The following is a 16,313-nucleotide window of genomic DNA, read 5'->3' as shown; positions in this document are numbered from 1 at the left end:
ATAGGCTTCGGGCATGAACCCAGGCCCCACTGCCAAGGTCGCCGCAGCCCCCGCTGCCGCCGTACCCGACTACGTCCTCCAGCTTGAACGCGCCGCCCATTACCTGCCGCCGGAACAGCTGCCGCTGTTGCGCCGTGCCTGGGAAGTCGGAGCCGCCGCACACGCCGGGCAGACGCGCAAGTCGGGCGAGCCCTATATCACCCATCCGGTGGCCGTGGCCCAGGTGCTGGCCGAGCTCGGCCTGGACGTGGAAGCGCTGATCGCCGCGATCCTGCACGACACCATCGAAGACACCCCGCTGACCCGTGAAGCGCTGGCTGCCGAGTTCGGCGAAGCCGTGGCCGAACTGGTCGACGGCGTGACCAAGCTGGACAAGCTGAAGTTCCGCGATCGCCAGGAAGCGGCCGCCGAGAGCTTCCGCAAGATGCTGCTGGCGATGTCGCGCGACCTGCGCGTGATCATGATCAAGCTGGCCGACCGCCTGCACAACATGCGCACGCTGGGCGCGCAGAGCCGCGAAGCGCGCGGCCGCATCGCCCGCGAGACGCTGGAGATCTATGCGCCCATCGCCCAGCGCCTGGGCATGAGCCTGGTCAAGAGCGAGCTGCAGAACCTCGGCTTCAAGGCGCTGTATCCGTGGCGCCACGCGATCCTGGAAAAGCACATCCGCAGCCAGCCGGTGGTCCGCCGTGAAGCGCTGGCGCAGGTGGAAGTGCAGCTGTCGCAGCGGTTGGCGAAGGAAGGCATCGAGCACCGCCTGGTCAGCCGCATCAAGACCCCGTGGAGCATCTACAACAAGATGCGCGACGAGAACAAAACCTTCGACCAGGTGATGGACGTGTTCGGCTTCCGCCTGGTGGTGCGCAGCGTGCCCAGCTGCTACCACGCGCTGGGTTCGGTGCATGCCACGTTCAAGCCGCTGGATGGGCGTTTCCGCGATTTCATCGCCATTCCCAAGGCCAACGGTTACCAGTCGCTGCATACGGTGCTGTTCGGGCCGTATGGTTCGCCCATCGAAGTGCAGATCCGCACCGAAGAGATGGACCTGATCGCCGAACGTGGCGTGGCCGCGCACTGGACCTACAAGTTCGGCGGCGATTCACCGAACAGCGCGCAGAGCCGCGCACACGCCTGGATCGTTGAACTGATCGACTCGCAGCGTGCCGCCGGTTCCTCGCTGGAGTTCCTCGACAACGTCAAGGTCGACCTGTTCCCGGACGAGGTCTACCTGTTCACCCCGAAGGGCAAGATCCTGGCCCTGCCGCGCAATTCCACCGCGCTGGACTTCGCCTACGCCGTGCATACCGACGTCGGCAACATGGCCGTGGCCTCGCGCGTGGACAAGAAGCTGGTGCCGTTGCGCACCAAGCTGGTGTCGGGCCAGTCGGTGGAGATCATCACCGCGCGCTCGGCCACGCCGAAACCGCAGTGGCTGGAATTCGTGGTCACCAGCAAGGCACGCACCGCCATCCGCCACCAGCTCAAGCAGCTGGAGCACGAAGACGCCGTGCAGCTGGGGCATCGCATGCTCGACCGCGCGCTGGAAGCGATGGACAGCTCGCTGGAGCGGCTGCCGAAGGGACGCCTGGATGCGTTCCTGGCCGAGCACCGATTCCCGCGCCTGGAGGCGCTGCTGGCCGAGGTCGCACTGGGCAACTGGATGCCGACGCAGGCTGCACAGGCGCTGATGGCCTACGCCGAACTGCGTGGCGGCCCGCATTCGCGCCACCACTCGCAGGAAAAGATCCTGATCAACGGCAGCGAGCGCGGCGTGGTCACCTTCGCGGGCTGCTGCCAGCCGATTCCCGGCGACGAGATCATGGGCTACCACACCGCCGGTAAGGGCATCGTGGTGCACCGCATGGACTGCCCGAACCTGGCCGAGCTGCGCAAGTCGCCCGAGCGCTGGGTGCCGATCGGCTGGGACACCACTGTTTCCGGCGACTACGACACCTCGCTGGTGGTGGAAGTGGAGAACGGCACCGGCGTGCTGGCGCAGCTGGCCGCCGCCATCGCTCAGAGCCATTCCAACATCGAGCGTGTGGACTACCTGGACCGTGATTTCAACGCCGCCGTGCTGGCGTTCAACATCCAGGTGCGCGACCGCAACCACCTGGCCGAAGTGATGCGCCGCCTGCGCCGCCTGTCGGTCGTGCAGTCGGTACGCCGCCAGTAACGCGAACCCGGTAGTGCCGGCCGCTGGCCGGCAACTTCGCGATGCTTCCGACGCTCATGGGTTTGCCGGCCAGCGGCCGGCACTACCAAAGCGGCGCGGTAGATCCACGCCATGCGTGGATGCGCCCCCACCCGGTACAATCACCGCTCTGTTTTCCCCCAAGCACCGGAGCGACCCATGTCCCGCCAGATCATCAACACCGAAAAGGCTCCCGCCGCCATCGGCCCGTACTCGCAGGCCGTGCGCGCCGGCAACACCGTGTATTTCTCCGGCCAGATCCCGCTCGACCCCGCTACCGGCGACATCGTCGGCGCTGGTGACGTCGAAGCACAGGCCCGCCGCGCCTTCGACAACCTCAAGGCCGTGGCCGAAGCCGCTGGCGGCTCGCTGGACAAGGTCGTGCGCCTGGGCCTGTACCTGACCGACCTGGGCGAGTTCGCCAAGGTCAACGCCGTCATGCAGGACTACTTCCAGGCCCCATACCCGGCCCGTTCCACCATCGAAGTTTCCGGCCTGCCGAAGGGCGCCAACTTCGAGGTCGACGCGGTGATGGTCATCGACTGACCGCCACGTGGCACGCAAGGCGGCGGTCACCCCGGTCCTGTCACCGTCCGGCGAAGCATCGCTTGCGATGCTCGCCGGCGTCGGTCCGGCCGTGGCCGCCAAACTGCAGGCGCGTGGCCTCGCCACCCTGCAGGACCTCTGGCTTCATCTGCCGCTGCGCTATGAAGACCGGACCCGGCTGACCCGCATCGAAGACCTGCGCAACGGCGTACCGGCGCAGGTGGAAGGGCGGGTGGTCGCGGTCGAGCGCGGCATGCGCTACCGGCCGATGCTGAAAGTGGCGGTGGAAGACGAAGGGCAGGGCACCCTTGTGCTGCGCTTCTTCCACTTCCGCCAGCAGCAGGTCGGCCAGTTCGCGGTCGGCAACCGGCTGCGCTGCTTCGGCACGCCCAAGCCGGGCCACCTCGGCCTGGAAATCGTCCACCCCAGCTACCAGGTGCTGGGCCGCAATGACGATCCCGAACTCGGCGACCGCCTCGACCCGGTGTATCCCACCGTCGAAGGCGTCGGCCCGATGACCATGCGCAAGCTGATCGGCCAGGCGCTGGACCGCCTGCCCGAGGAAAGCACGCTGGAACTGCTGCCCAGTGGCTGGCTGGATGGCCTCGGCCTGCCGTCACTGCGCAGCGCGCTGCTGACCGTGCACCGGCCGCCGCCGGATGCCGATCTGGCCGCGCTGGCCGCAGGCACCCATCCGGCGCAGCGTCGTCTGGCAATGGAAGAGCTGCTGGCCCATCACCTTAGCCTGCGCCGCCAGCGCATCGCCTTGCAGGCGCACCATGCGCCGCCGCTGGCCGGCCCCGGCAAGCTGGCCAAGGCGCTGCTGAAACAGCTGCCGTTCGCGCTGACGGGTGCACAGGCGCGTGTGTTCAAGCAGATTCGCGAAGACCTCGCACGGCCCAGCCCGATGCTGCGGCTTGTGCAGGGCGACGTCGGCTCCGGCAAGACCGTGGTCGCCGCACTGGCCGCGATGCTGGCAGTCGAGCAGGGTAAGCAGGTCGCATTGGCAGCGCCCACCGAACTGCTGGCCGAGCAGCATCTCAACAACCTGCGCGGCTGGCTGGAACCGCTCGGCGTGCGTATCGCCTGGCTGGCCGGCAAGGTCACCGGCAAGGCGCGCGCCAAGGTGATGGAGCAGGTCGCCAACGGCGAAGCGCAGGTGGTGGTCGGCACCCACGCGCTGATGCAGGAGGCGGTGGTGTTCCAGGATTTGGCCCTGGCCATCGTCGACGAACAGCACCGCTTCGGCGTGCACCAGCGGCTGGCCCTGCGCGACAAGGGCGCGGGTGGCAACAGCGTGCCGCACCAGCTGGTGATGACCGCCACGCCGATTCCACGCACGCTGGCGATGTCCGAATACGCGGATCTGGATGTCTCGGCCATCGACGAACTGCCGCCGGGCCGCACCCCGGTGCAGACCGTGGCACTCAACAACGACCGCCGTCCCGAACTGATCGAGCGCATCGCGCTGGCCTGCCAGGAAGGGCGGCAGGTGTACTGGGTGTGCACGCTCATCGAGGAAAGCGAAGAGCTCGACGCCACGCCGGCGCAGGCCACTTACGAATCGCTGCAGGCGCTGCTGCCGGGCGTGCGCGTGGGGCTGGTGCATGGCCGCCTGAAGGCCGCCGAGAAGCTGGCGACGATGGTGGCGTTCAAGGCGGGCGAGATCGATCTGCTGGTGGCGACCACGGTCATCGAAGTGGGCGTGGACGTACCGAACGCTTCGCTGATGGTGATCGAGAATGCCGAGCGCCTCGGCCTGGCCCAGCTGCACCAGTTGCGCGGCCGCGTGGGCCGCGGTTCGGCGGTGTCGCGCTGCGTGCTGCTGTACCAGGCGCCGCTTTCGCAGATGGCGCGCGAGCGTTTGCAGACCATGCGCGAAACCAACGATGGCTTCGTCATCGCCGAGAAGGATCTGGAGCTGCGTGGCCCGGGCGAACTGCTGGGCACCCGCCAGACCGGCCTGGCTGGCTTCCGCATCGCCGATCTCGCGCGTGATGCCGGCCTGCTGCCCGGCGTGCATGACCTGGCCGAACGCCTGCTGGCCCAGCAACCCGCGCTGGCCGATCGCGTGGTGCAGCGCTGGATCGGCACCGCCGTGCGTTACGCCTCGGCGTAATGCCGCATTGGTGGGTGTGGACCCTGGTCCACACATCCACGCATGGCGTGGATCTACTGCGCGCCGCGCGCGTGAGTCGAGCATGGCTCGACTCTACAGACAGCGCTTTCGATCACCTTCCCGTCATCCCCGCATGGCGTAGATCTACAGCGCCAAACGTTCCGACAGACCGGGTAGCACTAGATACTCGGACGCCTTCCCGACGCGCTCTTTGCTGACAAGCCCGGAAGCCACCAATCCGTTCAGATCCTTCAACGCGGTCGGATAGGTAATGGTGTGTGCCGCCTGGTGGCTGGCGACGGTGTAGGTCCGGTCAGGATCCTTCAGCGCGTTGGCCAGCAACGCGCGCTGACGATGATTGAGAGGCACACCGCCAAGCCGGGCGGTTCGCAGCACGCGTCGCGCTGCCTGATCCTCCGCATGCTTCCTGGCGATGTAGGCATGCAAACCCTGGATCGATTGCTCAATCGCCTCCAGTTGTTGCGCCACGAAGTAGCCAAGATCCCGGTTGTCGCTTTCGGTGTAGAGGTAGGCCCGCATGTACTTGCCTGGGGACTCCTTCAACACGCTGGAAATGGAGAAGTACTCGGTCATCCAATATCCGGCATTCATCATCGCCCAGTAGAACAGTGCGCGTGCCGTACGGCCATTGCCATCCACGAAAGGATGGTCATAGCCAATCTGGAAATGCAGTGCGATGGCTTTGGCGACAGGATGGATGAACGGTGTGCTTTCCTCATTGATGAACGTGCACAGCCGCTCGATCCGTGCGGGCACTTCCTCGGCCGGAGGAGGGATGTGCAGCAGCGTAGGTGGTGAGCCGCGATCGAAGATCGCAACGTTGTCTTCGGCGGTTCTGAAACGCCCGCTGTCGGTTGGAAGCTCCAGCGTGCCGTCGGTGAGGATGCTGTGCAGCTCCAGAATCTCGCCGGGAGTGATCGGGCGTATGCCGCGCTCGCGGATCACGTTCATTGCCACGTAGTTGTTGTAGATCATGCGCTCGGACTGGTCGCGCGGCGCACGGCCTGTGCTCAGCATTTCCTTTGCCACCGCCCGCGTGGTCGAGGCGCCCTCCAGCTGCGATGAGGTCATCGCTTCCTCGATCAGCGAGCGGATCAGGAACCGTCCTTGGCCGCTGGCAGCATCCACACCCTTCACCGAGCCTGCGGCCTCCCGATCAATGTAGTGCAGGTGCCGCTGCATTGAATCGGTAAGTGCCAGCTTGAAGGGTTGCTGCGTCTTGTCCAGCAACAGCGGTAGCGGCTTCAGCAATGCTGCGCGCGTCCACGTGATGCCCAGCCACCACTGCTCCGCGTTCAGGCCCGCCGGTGGCGCTCTGTGGCGGACTTTGTCCCAGTGCTCATAGGCGCCGTTCACCTCGGGCCCGATCCGGGCGTCCAGGATGGTACCGAGGGTCTCCATGTACTTCCGGGTGAGGGTTGCCAGATCGGGAGCTGGCGCGGGCAGCTTCATGGTTGTTTTCTATAAAATGTTCAACACTTTTTATAGCAAATGATGTTGGGCGCTCCAAGCGACCCGAACTAAAATCTGTTCATGTTCGTGAGTGCGTTGGGCGGGGGCGTTGGTGGGGGCAACGGATCCAACCCTCTCCACTACATCTTTGCCGCCGGGGCAGACCGGTATTGCAACGGTCATCATCCCGGTCCACACTTCGTTGCCGATCTGAAGACGGCAACGATGACCCACAAGATCCCCCTGTTGATCGACACCGACCCCGGTGTGGACGACGCCCTGGCCCTGCTGATGGCCTTTGCCGATGAACGGCATGACGTGGTCGCCCTGACCATCGCCGCTGGCAATGTCGGCCTGCAGTACACCGTCCGCAACGCCCTCAAGCTCTGCGACATCGTCGGCCGCGCCGACGTACCGGTGTTTGCCGGCAGCCCGGATCCCCTGCTGCATCCCTCCGTTGACGCCGCCCACGTGCATGGCCGTGACGGCTACGGCGACGTGGACCTGCCGCCGCCGAGCCGCCAGGCTGAAGCCGAGCACGCCGCACTGGCCATCCTGCGCCTGTCGCACGAGCACGCCGGTGAACTGATGCTGGTGATGCTTGGCCCGCTGACCAACCTGGCCCTGGCACTGAAGCTGGACCCGACCCTTCCCGAGCGCATCAAGCGCATCGTGGTGATGGGCGGTGCAGTCACCTGCCACGGCAACATCACCCCTGCGGCCGAATTCAACATCGCGTTCGATCCGGAAGCGGCGCACGTGGTGTTCACTTCGTTCAAGCACCTGCTGGTGTCGGACTGGGAGGCCACCGTCGCCCATGGCCTGCCGCTGCAGGATGCTGAAAAGTGGCTGCAGGCTGATTCCGATCGCGCCCGTTTCTACGAGCTGATCTCGCGCAAGACCCGTGGCCTGTCCGAGGACAGCAAGGGTGGCCGCTGGTATACCGCCGATGCGGTCGCCATGGCCTGGGCGCTGAACCCGGAAGGGCAGCTGCAGGTCGAATCGCGGCCGCTGAACGTGGAGCTGAACGGTACGTTCAGCCGCGGCGCCACCATCGTCGACTGGAACCGCCAGACCGGCCAGCCGGACAACTGCGATCTGCTGATGGCCTACGACCAGCAGCGTTTCGAGGCCCTGGTGCGCCAGGCCCTGGGCGCGGACTGAAGTCTGTTGACCCGCACCGGTTGCCCCGAGCGGCAACCGGTGCTTATAATGCCGCTCTTGACCACCAGCCCATTTACGGTGTGAGCCCATGAAGGCCGATATCCATCCGAACTACCGCGACGTCGTCTTCCATGACGTCACCTCCGATTTCAAGTTCCTGACCCGCTCGACCATGGGCACGAAGGAAACCATCCAGTGGGAAGACGGCAACGAATACCCGCTGGTCAAGGTTGAAATTTCCTCTGCTTCGCACCCGTTCTACACGGGCAAGCACAAGGTCATCGACACCTCGGGCCGTATCGACAAGTTCCAGAAGCGCTACGCGCGCTGATCTGTCGATCCAGCTTCGAACCGACGGCCGCGCACTGCGCGGCCGTTTGTTTTTCCCCAACGCCTACCCAACGGGCGTTTGGATGGACGGAACACTGCGTTCGGATGACAACGCTTTTGCCGATCCGGGCCGCTCAACGGCCGGCGTCTGGCCGCCTGTCGTATACGACTTCTGTCTAGCGCCGGGCAAATGCTGCTGTGCGATAATGGCGTGATCCCCGGCACAGGCCGAGGACGTCATTCACGTGCCTGACCAATGCGCTTGGGCAGGCGCCTTCCCATGAAGGAGCGCACACAGTGTCCGATCTTGATCAGGTCACGCTCAACGCCGGCGATAAGTCGGTCGTTCTGCCCGTCATCAAACCCACCCTTGGCAACGACTGCGTCGACATCGCGAAGCTGACCAAGGAAACGGGGTATTTCACCTACGATTCCGGCTTCACCGCGACGGCCAGCTGCAAGTCCGCCATCACCTACATCGACGGCGACAAGGGCGTGCTGCTGTACCGCGGCTACCCGATCGAACAGCTGTCGGAAAAGTCGAGCTACGTCGAAGTGGCCTACCTGCTGATCAACGGCGAGCGCCCGAGCGCCGAGCAGCTGAAGGCCTTCACCGACGAGCTGGCGGCTGAAGCCAACGTCGATGAGTCGATCAACACCCTGATCGGCAGCTTCGCCAAGGATGCACATCCGATGGCCATCCTGACCGCCGCCATCGCGCAGCTGTCGGGCATCTACCACGCCTCGCTGGACCTGTCCGACGCCGAACAGCGCCGCCAGGCCGCTGTGCGCCTGATCGCCAAGGTGCCGACCCTGTCGGCGCTGATCTACCGCCACGGCAAGGGCCTGCCGGCCAACAAGCCGGACACCTCGCTGGACTACGTCAGCCGCTTCCTGAAGCAGACCTTCGAGTCGGCTGAAGGCCAGTACGATCTGAACCCGGACGTGGTCAAGGCGCTGGACCTGCTGTTCATCCTGCACGCCGACCACGAGCAGAACGCCTCGACCTCGACCGTGCGCCTGGTCGGTTCGACCGGTGCCAACCCGTACGCGTCGGTCGCCGCTGGCGTCACCGCGCTGTGGGGTCCGGCCCACGGCGGTGCCAACGAAGCCGTGCTGAAGATGCTGGAAGAGATCGGCAGCGCTGACAACGTCGAGTCCGCCGTGGTCAAGGCCAAGGACAAGACCTCCGGCTTCCGCCTGATGGGCTTCGGCCACCGCGTCTACAAGAACTTCGACCCGCGCGCCAAGGTCATCGGCGAGATGACCAGCAAGGTGCTCAAGCAGCTGGGCGTGCAGGATCCGCTGCTGGACGTGGCCGTGAAGCTGGAACAGGCCGCGCTGCAGGACGAGTACTTCGTCGCCCGCAAGCTGTACCCGAACGTCGATTTCTACAGCGGCATCATCTACAAGGCGCTGCAGATCCCGACCGAAATGTTCACCGTCATGTTCGCCCTGGGCCGTACTTCCGGCTGGGTCTCGCATTGGCTGGAACAGCAGGTTGATCCGGAAATGAAGATCGGCCGTCCGCGCCAGGTCTACACCGGCAGCGACGTGCGCGACTACCAGGGCTGATCGCCCGCGTAGATTGTGCCGAGAACGCCCCGCATCCGCGGGGCGTTTTTTTTTGGAGCGGACCTGGTAGGTGCGGACCGTTGGTCCGCACGATTTCGGCGCCCGCGAAAAATCATCCACGCATGGCGTGGATCTACCACCGCATCCGCCTTCGGTAGGTGCCAACCTTGGTTGGCACGCTCTTCACCGCGCCAAGACCGCGTGATTCAAGGGTCTCGCCAGCTTCACAAGCGCTCGCGCAGCCTCAGGACGCCAGCTGCATCCGCAGCATCTGATCCGGAGCGTCCGTCCCATGAGTACCCGATTCGACCCACCCGAGCGCGGCCCGCTCGGTCCTGATGTCGCCACTGTCGTCACCGCCCCCATCGTCGCCCCTCCAAGCGAAAGCGCCGTGTCCTGGGGCGCGATCTTCGCCGGTGCCGCCGCTGCCGCTGCACTCTCCCTCATCCTGCTGATTCTCGGCGTGGGCCTTGGGCTGTCCTCGGTGTCGCCGTGGTCGTTCGAAGGCGTCAGCAAGGAAACCTTCGGTTGGTCCAGCATCATCTGGCTCACCTTCACCGCGCTGGCGGCTTCGGGTCTGGGTGGCTATCTGGCCGGACGCCTGCGTACCAAGTGGACGCAGATCCACGGCGATGAAACCTACTTCCGCGATACCGCACATGGCTTCGTGTCGTGGGCGGTGGCCACGCTGCTCACCGCTGGTCTGCTCACGTCGGCCATCGGTGGGGTGCTGGGCACGGGCGCGAAGGTGGCAGGTGCCACGGCTGGTGCCGCAGTATCCACCGCCGGCGTTGCCGCAGCGGGCGCCGGTAGCGCCGCCGCGGCTGCGCCGGAAGGCGACCTCAACTACTGGGTGGACTCGCTGTTTCGCAGCGCCACCAGCGCAGGGCCGTCTGATCCTGCAGCGCCGCCTCCGCCGGGTGCGCCGATGGATCCGAATGCGGCACCGCCGCCGCCGGCCGCAAGCGTCGGCCCGCGCGACGCGCGCATGGCCGCACTGCCGCGTCCGACGCCAGGCAATGGCCCGATGGGTGATCGCCGTGAAGTGCGTGCCGAGGTGAATCGCATCATCGTCAACAGTCTGCAGGGAGATGGCCTGGATCCGGCCGACACCCAGTACCTGTCCCAGCTGATCGCGCGCGAGACCGGCATGAGTCAGGCCGAAGCGCAGACGCGCGTGACCGATGTGCAGACGCGCATGCGTGCTGCGCTGGAGAAGGCCAAGAACACTGCCAAGCAGGCGGCCGACGACGCCCGCAAGGCAGCAGCGTATGCCGCGCTGTGGCTGTTCATCACGCTGCTGATCGGCGCGTTCTTCGCCAGCCTCAGCGCTACCTGGGGCGGCCGCCGTCGCGACCTGTAACCCCCGTTCCATGCAAGGAGACCTGCCATGAAAATGATTCTGCTCTGGTTGTTGGGCGTACCGATTCCGCTGCTGATCCTGTACGCGATCTTCTTCTGATCGCGCGCCAATGCGAGGTCCACGCATGCGTGGATGGGTATTTGTAGGGTCGAGCCGTGCTCGACTCTACAAAACCTTGCTTCAGGATCTGAACGAATTCTGACACTGAGTGTCGCTTTCACATCTTTTCGGATCTATTGCATAGGCATCACATCCGGGGCGATAGAACCTGAGGGCACTTACTCAGCCACGGAGACCACCATGAACCGACTGCTTGCCATTGCCCTCATCGCCACGCCGCTGGCTCTGCTGAGCCCGCACGCATTTGCCCAGTACACCGGCCCAGGCGCAGGAACCGCTGCCAGCACCGTGGCCGATGCGCGCGCCCAGCGCGACGACCAGCCGGTGGTGCTGCGTGGCAACCTCGTCGCCAAGCTTGGCCACGAGCGTTACCAGTTCCGCGATGCCAGTGGCCAGATCGAAGTGGAGATCGATGACGAAGACCTGCCGCAGCAGGCCATTGGTGCGGACACCGTGGTGGAACTGCATGGCAAGGTCGATACGCATCGGTTCAAGCCGACCGACATCGATGTTGATCGCGTGACCGTGGTGCCCGCAGGCTGAGGCTCGCGCGGGTTGCAATATGTAGAGTCGAGCCGCGCCGAAGGATCCGTGGGCGCCCTCTTGATGAACGCATCGCCATGCGCGCGGAACCTGCCGCCAGGCCGAGGACATGATTCATGCTCGACTCGCACGCACAGCGCGCACAGCGCGCACAGCGCGAACAGCGCGAACAGCAGTCGAGCATGGCTCGACTCTACAAAGGCGAAGCAATGAGATTCGTTGCATTTACCGAATGAGGGAAATTGCGTAAGCCTGGAACGTTGAACTAATTCAAAGATTCTTCTTAACGTTCAACGTTTTAGGAATGCTTGAATGGCCGGCAGGACAATGGGTTCCTAACATTCTCTCCGTCGCCCGCAACCACCTCTGCGGGCGGCGCCTCCCTCCCTTTCTCCTTAGGGGAGGGGGGCTTTCTCATTCCCCCCTTGTCCGAGAGAGACAACCCATGCACGCCACTATCAAGAAGGCCGCGCTCGCTGCAGCGCTGGCCACGGCTTCGCTGTCCGCGCACGCCGTGGAAACCAGGATCTCCGTCTACGCCGACGTCGACCCGACCTTGGCCCTGCTGCGCGACGATGGCAGCCCGCTGCCGGACCTGGTCACCCTGACCCATGACCCGCTGCGCGGCCTGGTGCCGAGCACCCAGCATGTGCGCATCCACTCCAATGATGAAGCCGCCGATATCGAGGCCAAGATTGGTAGCGCCTTCGTGCTCGCCAACGGTGATGGCAAGGTTACTGTGCCGATGACGGTCAGCCTCAACAACCGCGCGCTGGCAGTGACTCCGATTGAGTTCAAGGCCGCCGATCTGTTCACCGGTGCCGGTTCCACCCCGGGCGCGTCGATCTCGATGCCGCTGGTCATCGCGCAGACCACGCCGGCCCCGATTGCCACCAAGGGTGCCTACACCGGCATCGTCAACATCGTGCTGAACCAGAAGGCCACCACGCCGTAATCCCCGCGCCGGCCCGCACGCCGGGCCGGCTGCTTTTCCAGCGGTACCCCCATGACCCCACACGCCCCCGCCATCACCCGGCTGGCGGTCGCGCTCGCCCTGGCGCTGGCAACGCCGCTGGCGGCGGCGCGCGGCGTCCCGCCCGGCTTCGAGGATCTGGTCGAAGGCCAGACCGAACAACTCGACATCCAGCTGTTCGGCCGCTCGGCCGGGCTGTCGCCGGTGCGCGTGACCCTGGAACACGTACAGCTGGAAGATCCAGCAAGCGTGCTGCAGGCGCTCGACCTGCCCGCCGAGGCGCAGGCCGCGCTGCTGCCCGCGCTGTCACAGTCCATGCCGCACAACAGCCATCTGGCCTGCCGCTTCGGTGGCGCGACTGCCGGCTGCGGTTATCTCGATCCACCGGATGACCCCGCCGCCGTGCGCGCGTTGTACGACGAAGGCGAGGGCGCGGTGCGCCTGTTCGTTGCCCGCCAGTGGATTCCCGGCAAGCCGGCCGCCGAACGCTTCCACACCGTCAGCGCCAACGCCGAGAACGCCTTCCTGCACCAGCAGGTGATCAATGTGAGTGGCAGCCGCGATTACCAGACGCTGTCCGCGCGTGGCACCGGCGTGCTGGGCTTGTTCGATCGCGGGCATGTCTCCGCCGAATGGAACTTCAACCAGCAGCGCTACCGCAGCCGCGGCAGTGACAGCGCGTTCCAGTTCGACAACGTCTACTACCGCCATGACCTGGGGCAGGCGCATTACCTGCAGGCCGGGCGCATGGACCGCCGCAACCTGTCCAGCCCGCAGGGGGGCACCTTCAGTTTCAGCATGCTGCCGCTGGATCGCCTGCAGGGCCTGCGCGTGGGCACCACCCAGGCCTATGTGGACGCCGATGCCGCCGTGCAGGCCACGCCGCTGACCGTGCTGCTGGCGCGCGATGCACGCGTCGATGCCTACGACGGCACGCGGCTGCTGCAGACCTCCTACCTGCAGGCCGGCATCAACCAGATCGACACCCGTAACTTCCCGTTCGGCAACTACAACGTCACCCTGCGCATCTACGAAGACGGCGTGCTGGTGCGCAGCGAAGACGCGCCGTTCGACAAGGGCGGCGACTGGACCAACAGCCAGTGGCAGTGGTTCGTGCAGGGCGGCCAGCGCAACGAGCGCCGCAGTGACCGCTTCGATGGCGAACGCGTGGCCGTGGCCGGGATGCGCGTGCCGCTGGGCCGCGACGTGGCGATGGTGGCCGGCGCCGCCGACCTCGGCGGATTCCGCTATGGCGAACTGCGCGTGGACCTGCGCCGCCTGTACGCCACCCAGGAACTGCGCGCCAGCATCGGCGGCATGCGCGGCAACGATGGCAGCACCGGCCAGCAGCACCAGCTGTCGTACCGCCGCACCGCATCCTGGAACATCTACCAGCAGCGCATGCGCGGCAAGGCCTGCCAGTTCGAGGCCGACGCCCGCGACCAGCTGGGCTGCACCAACTCGCTCAGCGCCTCGATGGCGCTGCCGCTGGCCGGTGGCAGTGCCTATGTGGGCTACACGCGGCGCCAGACCTGGCGCGCAGGACGGATCCTGCCGGGCGCAGAAGACGATCCGCTGGCCGGGCTGGACCCGTTGCTGCCGCCGCCGGCGCCATGGCAGCCACGACGCGAGCCGCAGCTCAGCCGCACCTGGCAGGCCAGCTTCAGCCGCAGCCATCGCTGGCAGGATTTCAGCGTCTCCACCCGCGTGGGCGTGTGGCAGCAGCGCGCCAGCGACAGCCTGCGCGGCAGTGACCAACGCGACCGCGGCATCTACTTCAACCTGAGCCTGACCCGCCTGCTGCGCGGTACCGCCGGCAGCGGCCAGCGCCGCTACAGCGTGGACGTGCGCCAGCCGCAGCACCAGCGCCCGGACATCAACTACAGCGTCGGCCACAGCCTGCGCCAGGAAGTGGACGCGCAGTACCGCGAGCTGTCGGCCGAACTGCGTGCCAACAACAGTGATCGCTACAGCGCCACGCTCAGCGGCCAGCTGCAGAACAGCCTGGGCCAGAGCGGCGCCACGCTGGCGCACTACCAGCAGCGCGGCCGCAGCGAGACCGCCTACAGCGGCATGCACAGCTCCGGCTTCGCGCTGGGCAAGCGCGGCTTCTACTGGAGCGGCAGCAACGGTGCAGACGCCGGCCTGGCCGTACAGGTGGCCGACACCGACGACGTCGACCTGCGTGGCGTGGCGGCCGAACTGCAGGTGGGCGGCCTGCGCCGGCAACGCCTGCAGATTGGCGAGCGCCGGTTGCTGCCGCTGTCGTCGTACCAATCGCACCGTGCCGAAGTACAGGACGCCAGCACGCTGGACAGCATCGCCGCCATCCGCGTGACCGGCGTCGGTGGCGCACGGCCGATGTTCCTCAGCCCCGGGCGGCTGATGCGCATGCCGGTGCCGATCGAGGTGACCTACACCTTCATCGGCAACGCCAAGGATCTCGCCGGCGCGCCGCTGGGTGGCGCCCGCATCCTCAACGCGCCGGTGCCCGGCACCAGCGCCAACGGTGGCTTCGTTGCCGACTTCCCGCGTCGCGAGACAACGCTGTACCTGCTGCAGGACGACCGCCTGCTGCACTGCCCGCTGCAGGTGCGCGAGCGCCGCCAGGTGGTGCTGCTGGTGGGCGCCGTGCACTGCGAGCCGCTGGCCGTGGCCCAGCTGCCGGCAGAGATCCGCCAGCAGGCCCGTGTGACGCGCCTGCTGCAGGAACGCGCGTTGATTGCCGCCACGCCCCAGACCGCTGCTGCAGGAGGAACGCCATGAACCGGCGTGTGTTGTTGGTGTTGATGCTGGTGTGTGCGCTGGTGGTGCTGGCGCCGAGGGCGTGGGCGCAGTGGCCGCCGGAAACGCACCCGACGGATCAGAGTCGGGACATCGTGATGACCTGGGATCGCTCGGCGGTGCCGGGCGATGTGGAGTTGTGGGCGCCGCGGACGGTGCTCGGGTTCAGTCACGACCTGGCGATGAAGTATGGGCAGATCCATGTGGTTTGTGGATCTGCTTCTGATAGCGAATTTGGGAGATGCCCGACGGAAGGCGTTCCGTCTGGTGCAGATGGAATCAGCGAGGTGTTGCTGGCTTTAGCTGATCAGCGGACCGGTCTGCGCATCGAGATTCGCGCGCTCGGAAGCCTGCAGAGAGTCATGTCTGACTGGGGGTGCGGAACCGACTACTGGGACACCTTGCAGAGGGTTCTGCATTCGGCATCTTGGTACACATGTGGCGCTGATCAGCCAATTGGAACTGGGGTGAGGCTCTCAGTTCCAGCAGAAGAACTTGCGAGGCTCGTCGCCGGCCACTGGAAGGCCACGATGCGCCTGAACATCAGAGCCGACCCTGCCGCAGCACCAGTAGCCACAGCCACCTTCAACTTCGACTTCACCGTCACCGACTACGACGCGATTTCGATCTACTTTCCCGGGTTCGATGGCGTTGCCCCCCTGGTCAACATGGACCTGCGCTACGACCCCATCCGCAAGGTCGTCGCTGGGCGCAAGGAAGTGGACATGTGCCTGTACGACGGTGTGGGTTCGCAGAGCGAATTCCTCGGCGTCACCGTGCGCGACAGTGGCCCACGCCCACCGCCTGGGCGTGACTTTGCGGTCTGGCATCAGGATGGTGGCAGCGACGACACCCAGCGCCTCGACTACCAGGTCGGCCTGAACTACGGCGGAAATCTGCTGGCGATGAAGCACGGCGAAGAACAGCTGCTGCGTGGCATCGACAGCGCGCAACTGCGCATGGTGCTGCTGCCGGGCATCAGTCAACCCGTGTACTGCGTGCCCACGCCACTGACGCTGGAAACACCACCCACGCCCATCGCCAGCAAACGCCCCGGTCTCTACGACGGCGAGCTGACGGTAGAGCTGCGCGTGCCGACTGCCAAACCCTGATCCCCACGGAGGCTCAT

Annotated in this window: 12 protein-coding genes; 11 read left to right on the top strand and 1 reads right to left on the bottom strand. The window is 65.9% G+C overall.

The annotated features are described in order from the left end of the window. Positions 1 to 13: 13 nt before the first annotated feature. The 3 genes from AC5O77_RS05020 (at position 14) to recG (ending at position 4,859) form a co-directional block, all read left to right on the top strand. Complete coding sequence (locus AC5O77_RS05020) at positions 14 to 2,176, top strand: RelA/SpoT family protein (protein ID WP_019661980.1); 2,163 nt, start codon at positions 14 to 16, stop codon at positions 2,174 to 2,176. Between the two features lie 177 nt (positions 2,177 to 2,353). Then, positions 2,354 to 2,740, top strand: coding sequence for a RidA family protein (locus AC5O77_RS05015; RefSeq protein WP_005410875.1), 387 nt, complete (start codon positions 2,354 to 2,356; stop codon positions 2,738 to 2,740). Positions 2,741 to 2,747: 7 nt separating this feature from the next. Beyond that, positions 2,748 to 4,859 carry an ATP-dependent DNA helicase RecG gene (gene recG / locus AC5O77_RS05010; protein WP_049422642.1) on the top strand — a complete coding sequence of 704 codons (2,112 nt, stop codon included), beginning with the start codon at positions 2,748 to 2,750 and terminating at the stop codon, positions 4,857 to 4,859. 144 nt (positions 4,860 to 5,003) lie between these two features. On the opposite strand, the gene AC5O77_RS05005 is transcribed toward recG, so the two are convergent. Next, complete coding sequence (locus tag AC5O77_RS05005) at positions 5,004 to 6,332, bottom strand: Fic family protein (RefSeq protein ID WP_197617239.1); 1,329 nt, start codon at positions 6,330 to 6,332, stop codon at positions 5,004 to 5,006. 225 nt (positions 6,333 to 6,557) lie between these two features. Between AC5O77_RS05005 and AC5O77_RS05000 the strand changes: the two genes are divergently transcribed. From AC5O77_RS05000 to AC5O77_RS04965, 8 genes are all read left to right on the top strand, one after another. Further along, positions 6,558 to 7,496, top strand: a complete 939-nt coding sequence (locus tag AC5O77_RS05000) for a nucleoside hydrolase (RefSeq protein ID WP_032127836.1) — start codon at positions 6,558 to 6,560, stop codon at positions 7,494 to 7,496. An 88-nt stretch (positions 7,497 to 7,584) separates the two neighbouring features. Further along, entirely contained in the window at positions 7,585 to 7,827 is a 243-nt protein-coding gene (locus AC5O77_RS04995; protein ID WP_005418951.1) for a type B 50S ribosomal protein L31, read from the top strand. A gap of 296 nt (positions 7,828 to 8,123) precedes the next feature. Further along, a complete protein-coding gene (locus AC5O77_RS04990; protein ID WP_478057676.1) occupies positions 8,124 to 9,401 on the top strand; it encodes a citrate synthase in 1,278 nt (425 codons plus the stop codon). A gap of 292 nt (positions 9,402 to 9,693) precedes the next feature. Further along, entirely contained in the window at positions 9,694 to 10,764 is a 1,071-nt protein-coding gene (locus tag AC5O77_RS04985; protein ID WP_478057677.1) for a hypothetical protein, read from the top strand. Positions 10,765 to 11,064: 300 nt separating this feature from the next. Further along, complete coding sequence (locus AC5O77_RS04980) at positions 11,065 to 11,427, top strand: NirD/YgiW/YdeI family stress tolerance protein (protein ID WP_197617237.1); 363 nt, start codon at positions 11,065 to 11,067, stop codon at positions 11,425 to 11,427. Between the two features lie 445 nt (positions 11,428 to 11,872). Beyond that, positions 11,873 to 12,382, top strand: a complete 510-nt coding sequence (locus AC5O77_RS04975) for a CS1 type fimbrial major subunit (RefSeq protein ID WP_478057678.1) — start codon at positions 11,873 to 11,875, stop codon at positions 12,380 to 12,382. A 51-nt stretch (positions 12,383 to 12,433) separates the two neighbouring features. Beyond that, on the top strand, positions 12,434 to 15,166 hold the full coding sequence (locus tag AC5O77_RS04970; RefSeq protein ID WP_478057679.1) for a TcfC E-set like domain-containing protein: 2,733 nt from the start codon (positions 12,434 to 12,436) through the stop codon (positions 15,164 to 15,166). Beyond that, a complete protein-coding gene (locus AC5O77_RS04965; protein WP_180838478.1) occupies positions 15,163 to 16,296 on the top strand; it encodes a CblD like pilus biogenesis initiator family protein in 1,134 nt (377 codons plus the stop codon). Before AC5O77_RS04970 ends, AC5O77_RS04965 begins: the two co-directional genes overlap by 4 nt. The last annotated feature ends 17 nt before the right edge of the window (positions 16,297 to 16,313 follow it).

The organism is Stenotrophomonas sp. INTA L402-1 (assembly GCF_059295135.1).
The sequence above is the reverse complement of the archived record's forward strand: the minus strand, read 5'-3'. Positions and strand labels throughout refer to the sequence as shown.

Coding starts and splice junctions, on each gene's coding strand:
- AC5O77_RS05020 (WP_019661980.1), top strand. CDS start 14: ATGAACCCAGGCCCCACTGCCAAGGTCGCCGCAGCCCCCGCTGCCGCC.
- AC5O77_RS05015 (WP_005410875.1), top strand. CDS start 2,354: ATGTCCCGCCAGATCATCAACACCGAAAAGGCTCCCGCCGCCATCGGC.
- AC5O77_RS05005 (WP_197617239.1), bottom strand. CDS start 6,332: ATGAAGCTGCCCGCGCCAGCTCCCGATCTGGCAACCCTCACCCGGAAG.
- AC5O77_RS05000 (WP_032127836.1), top strand. CDS start 6,558: ATGACCCACAAGATCCCCCTGTTGATCGACACCGACCCCGGTGTGGAC.
- AC5O77_RS04995 (WP_005418951.1), top strand. CDS start 7,585: ATGAAGGCCGATATCCATCCGAACTACCGCGACGTCGTCTTCCATGAC.
- AC5O77_RS04985 (WP_478057677.1), top strand. CDS start 9,694: ATGAGTACCCGATTCGACCCACCCGAGCGCGGCCCGCTCGGTCCTGAT.
- AC5O77_RS04980 (WP_197617237.1), top strand. CDS start 11,065: ATGAACCGACTGCTTGCCATTGCCCTCATCGCCACGCCGCTGGCTCTG.
- AC5O77_RS04975 (WP_478057678.1), top strand. CDS start 11,873: ATGCACGCCACTATCAAGAAGGCCGCGCTCGCTGCAGCGCTGGCCACG.
- AC5O77_RS04970 (WP_478057679.1), top strand. CDS start 12,434: ATGACCCCACACGCCCCCGCCATCACCCGGCTGGCGGTCGCGCTCGCC.
- AC5O77_RS04965 (WP_180838478.1), top strand. CDS start 15,163: ATGAACCGGCGTGTGTTGTTGGTGTTGATGCTGGTGTGTGCGCTGGTG.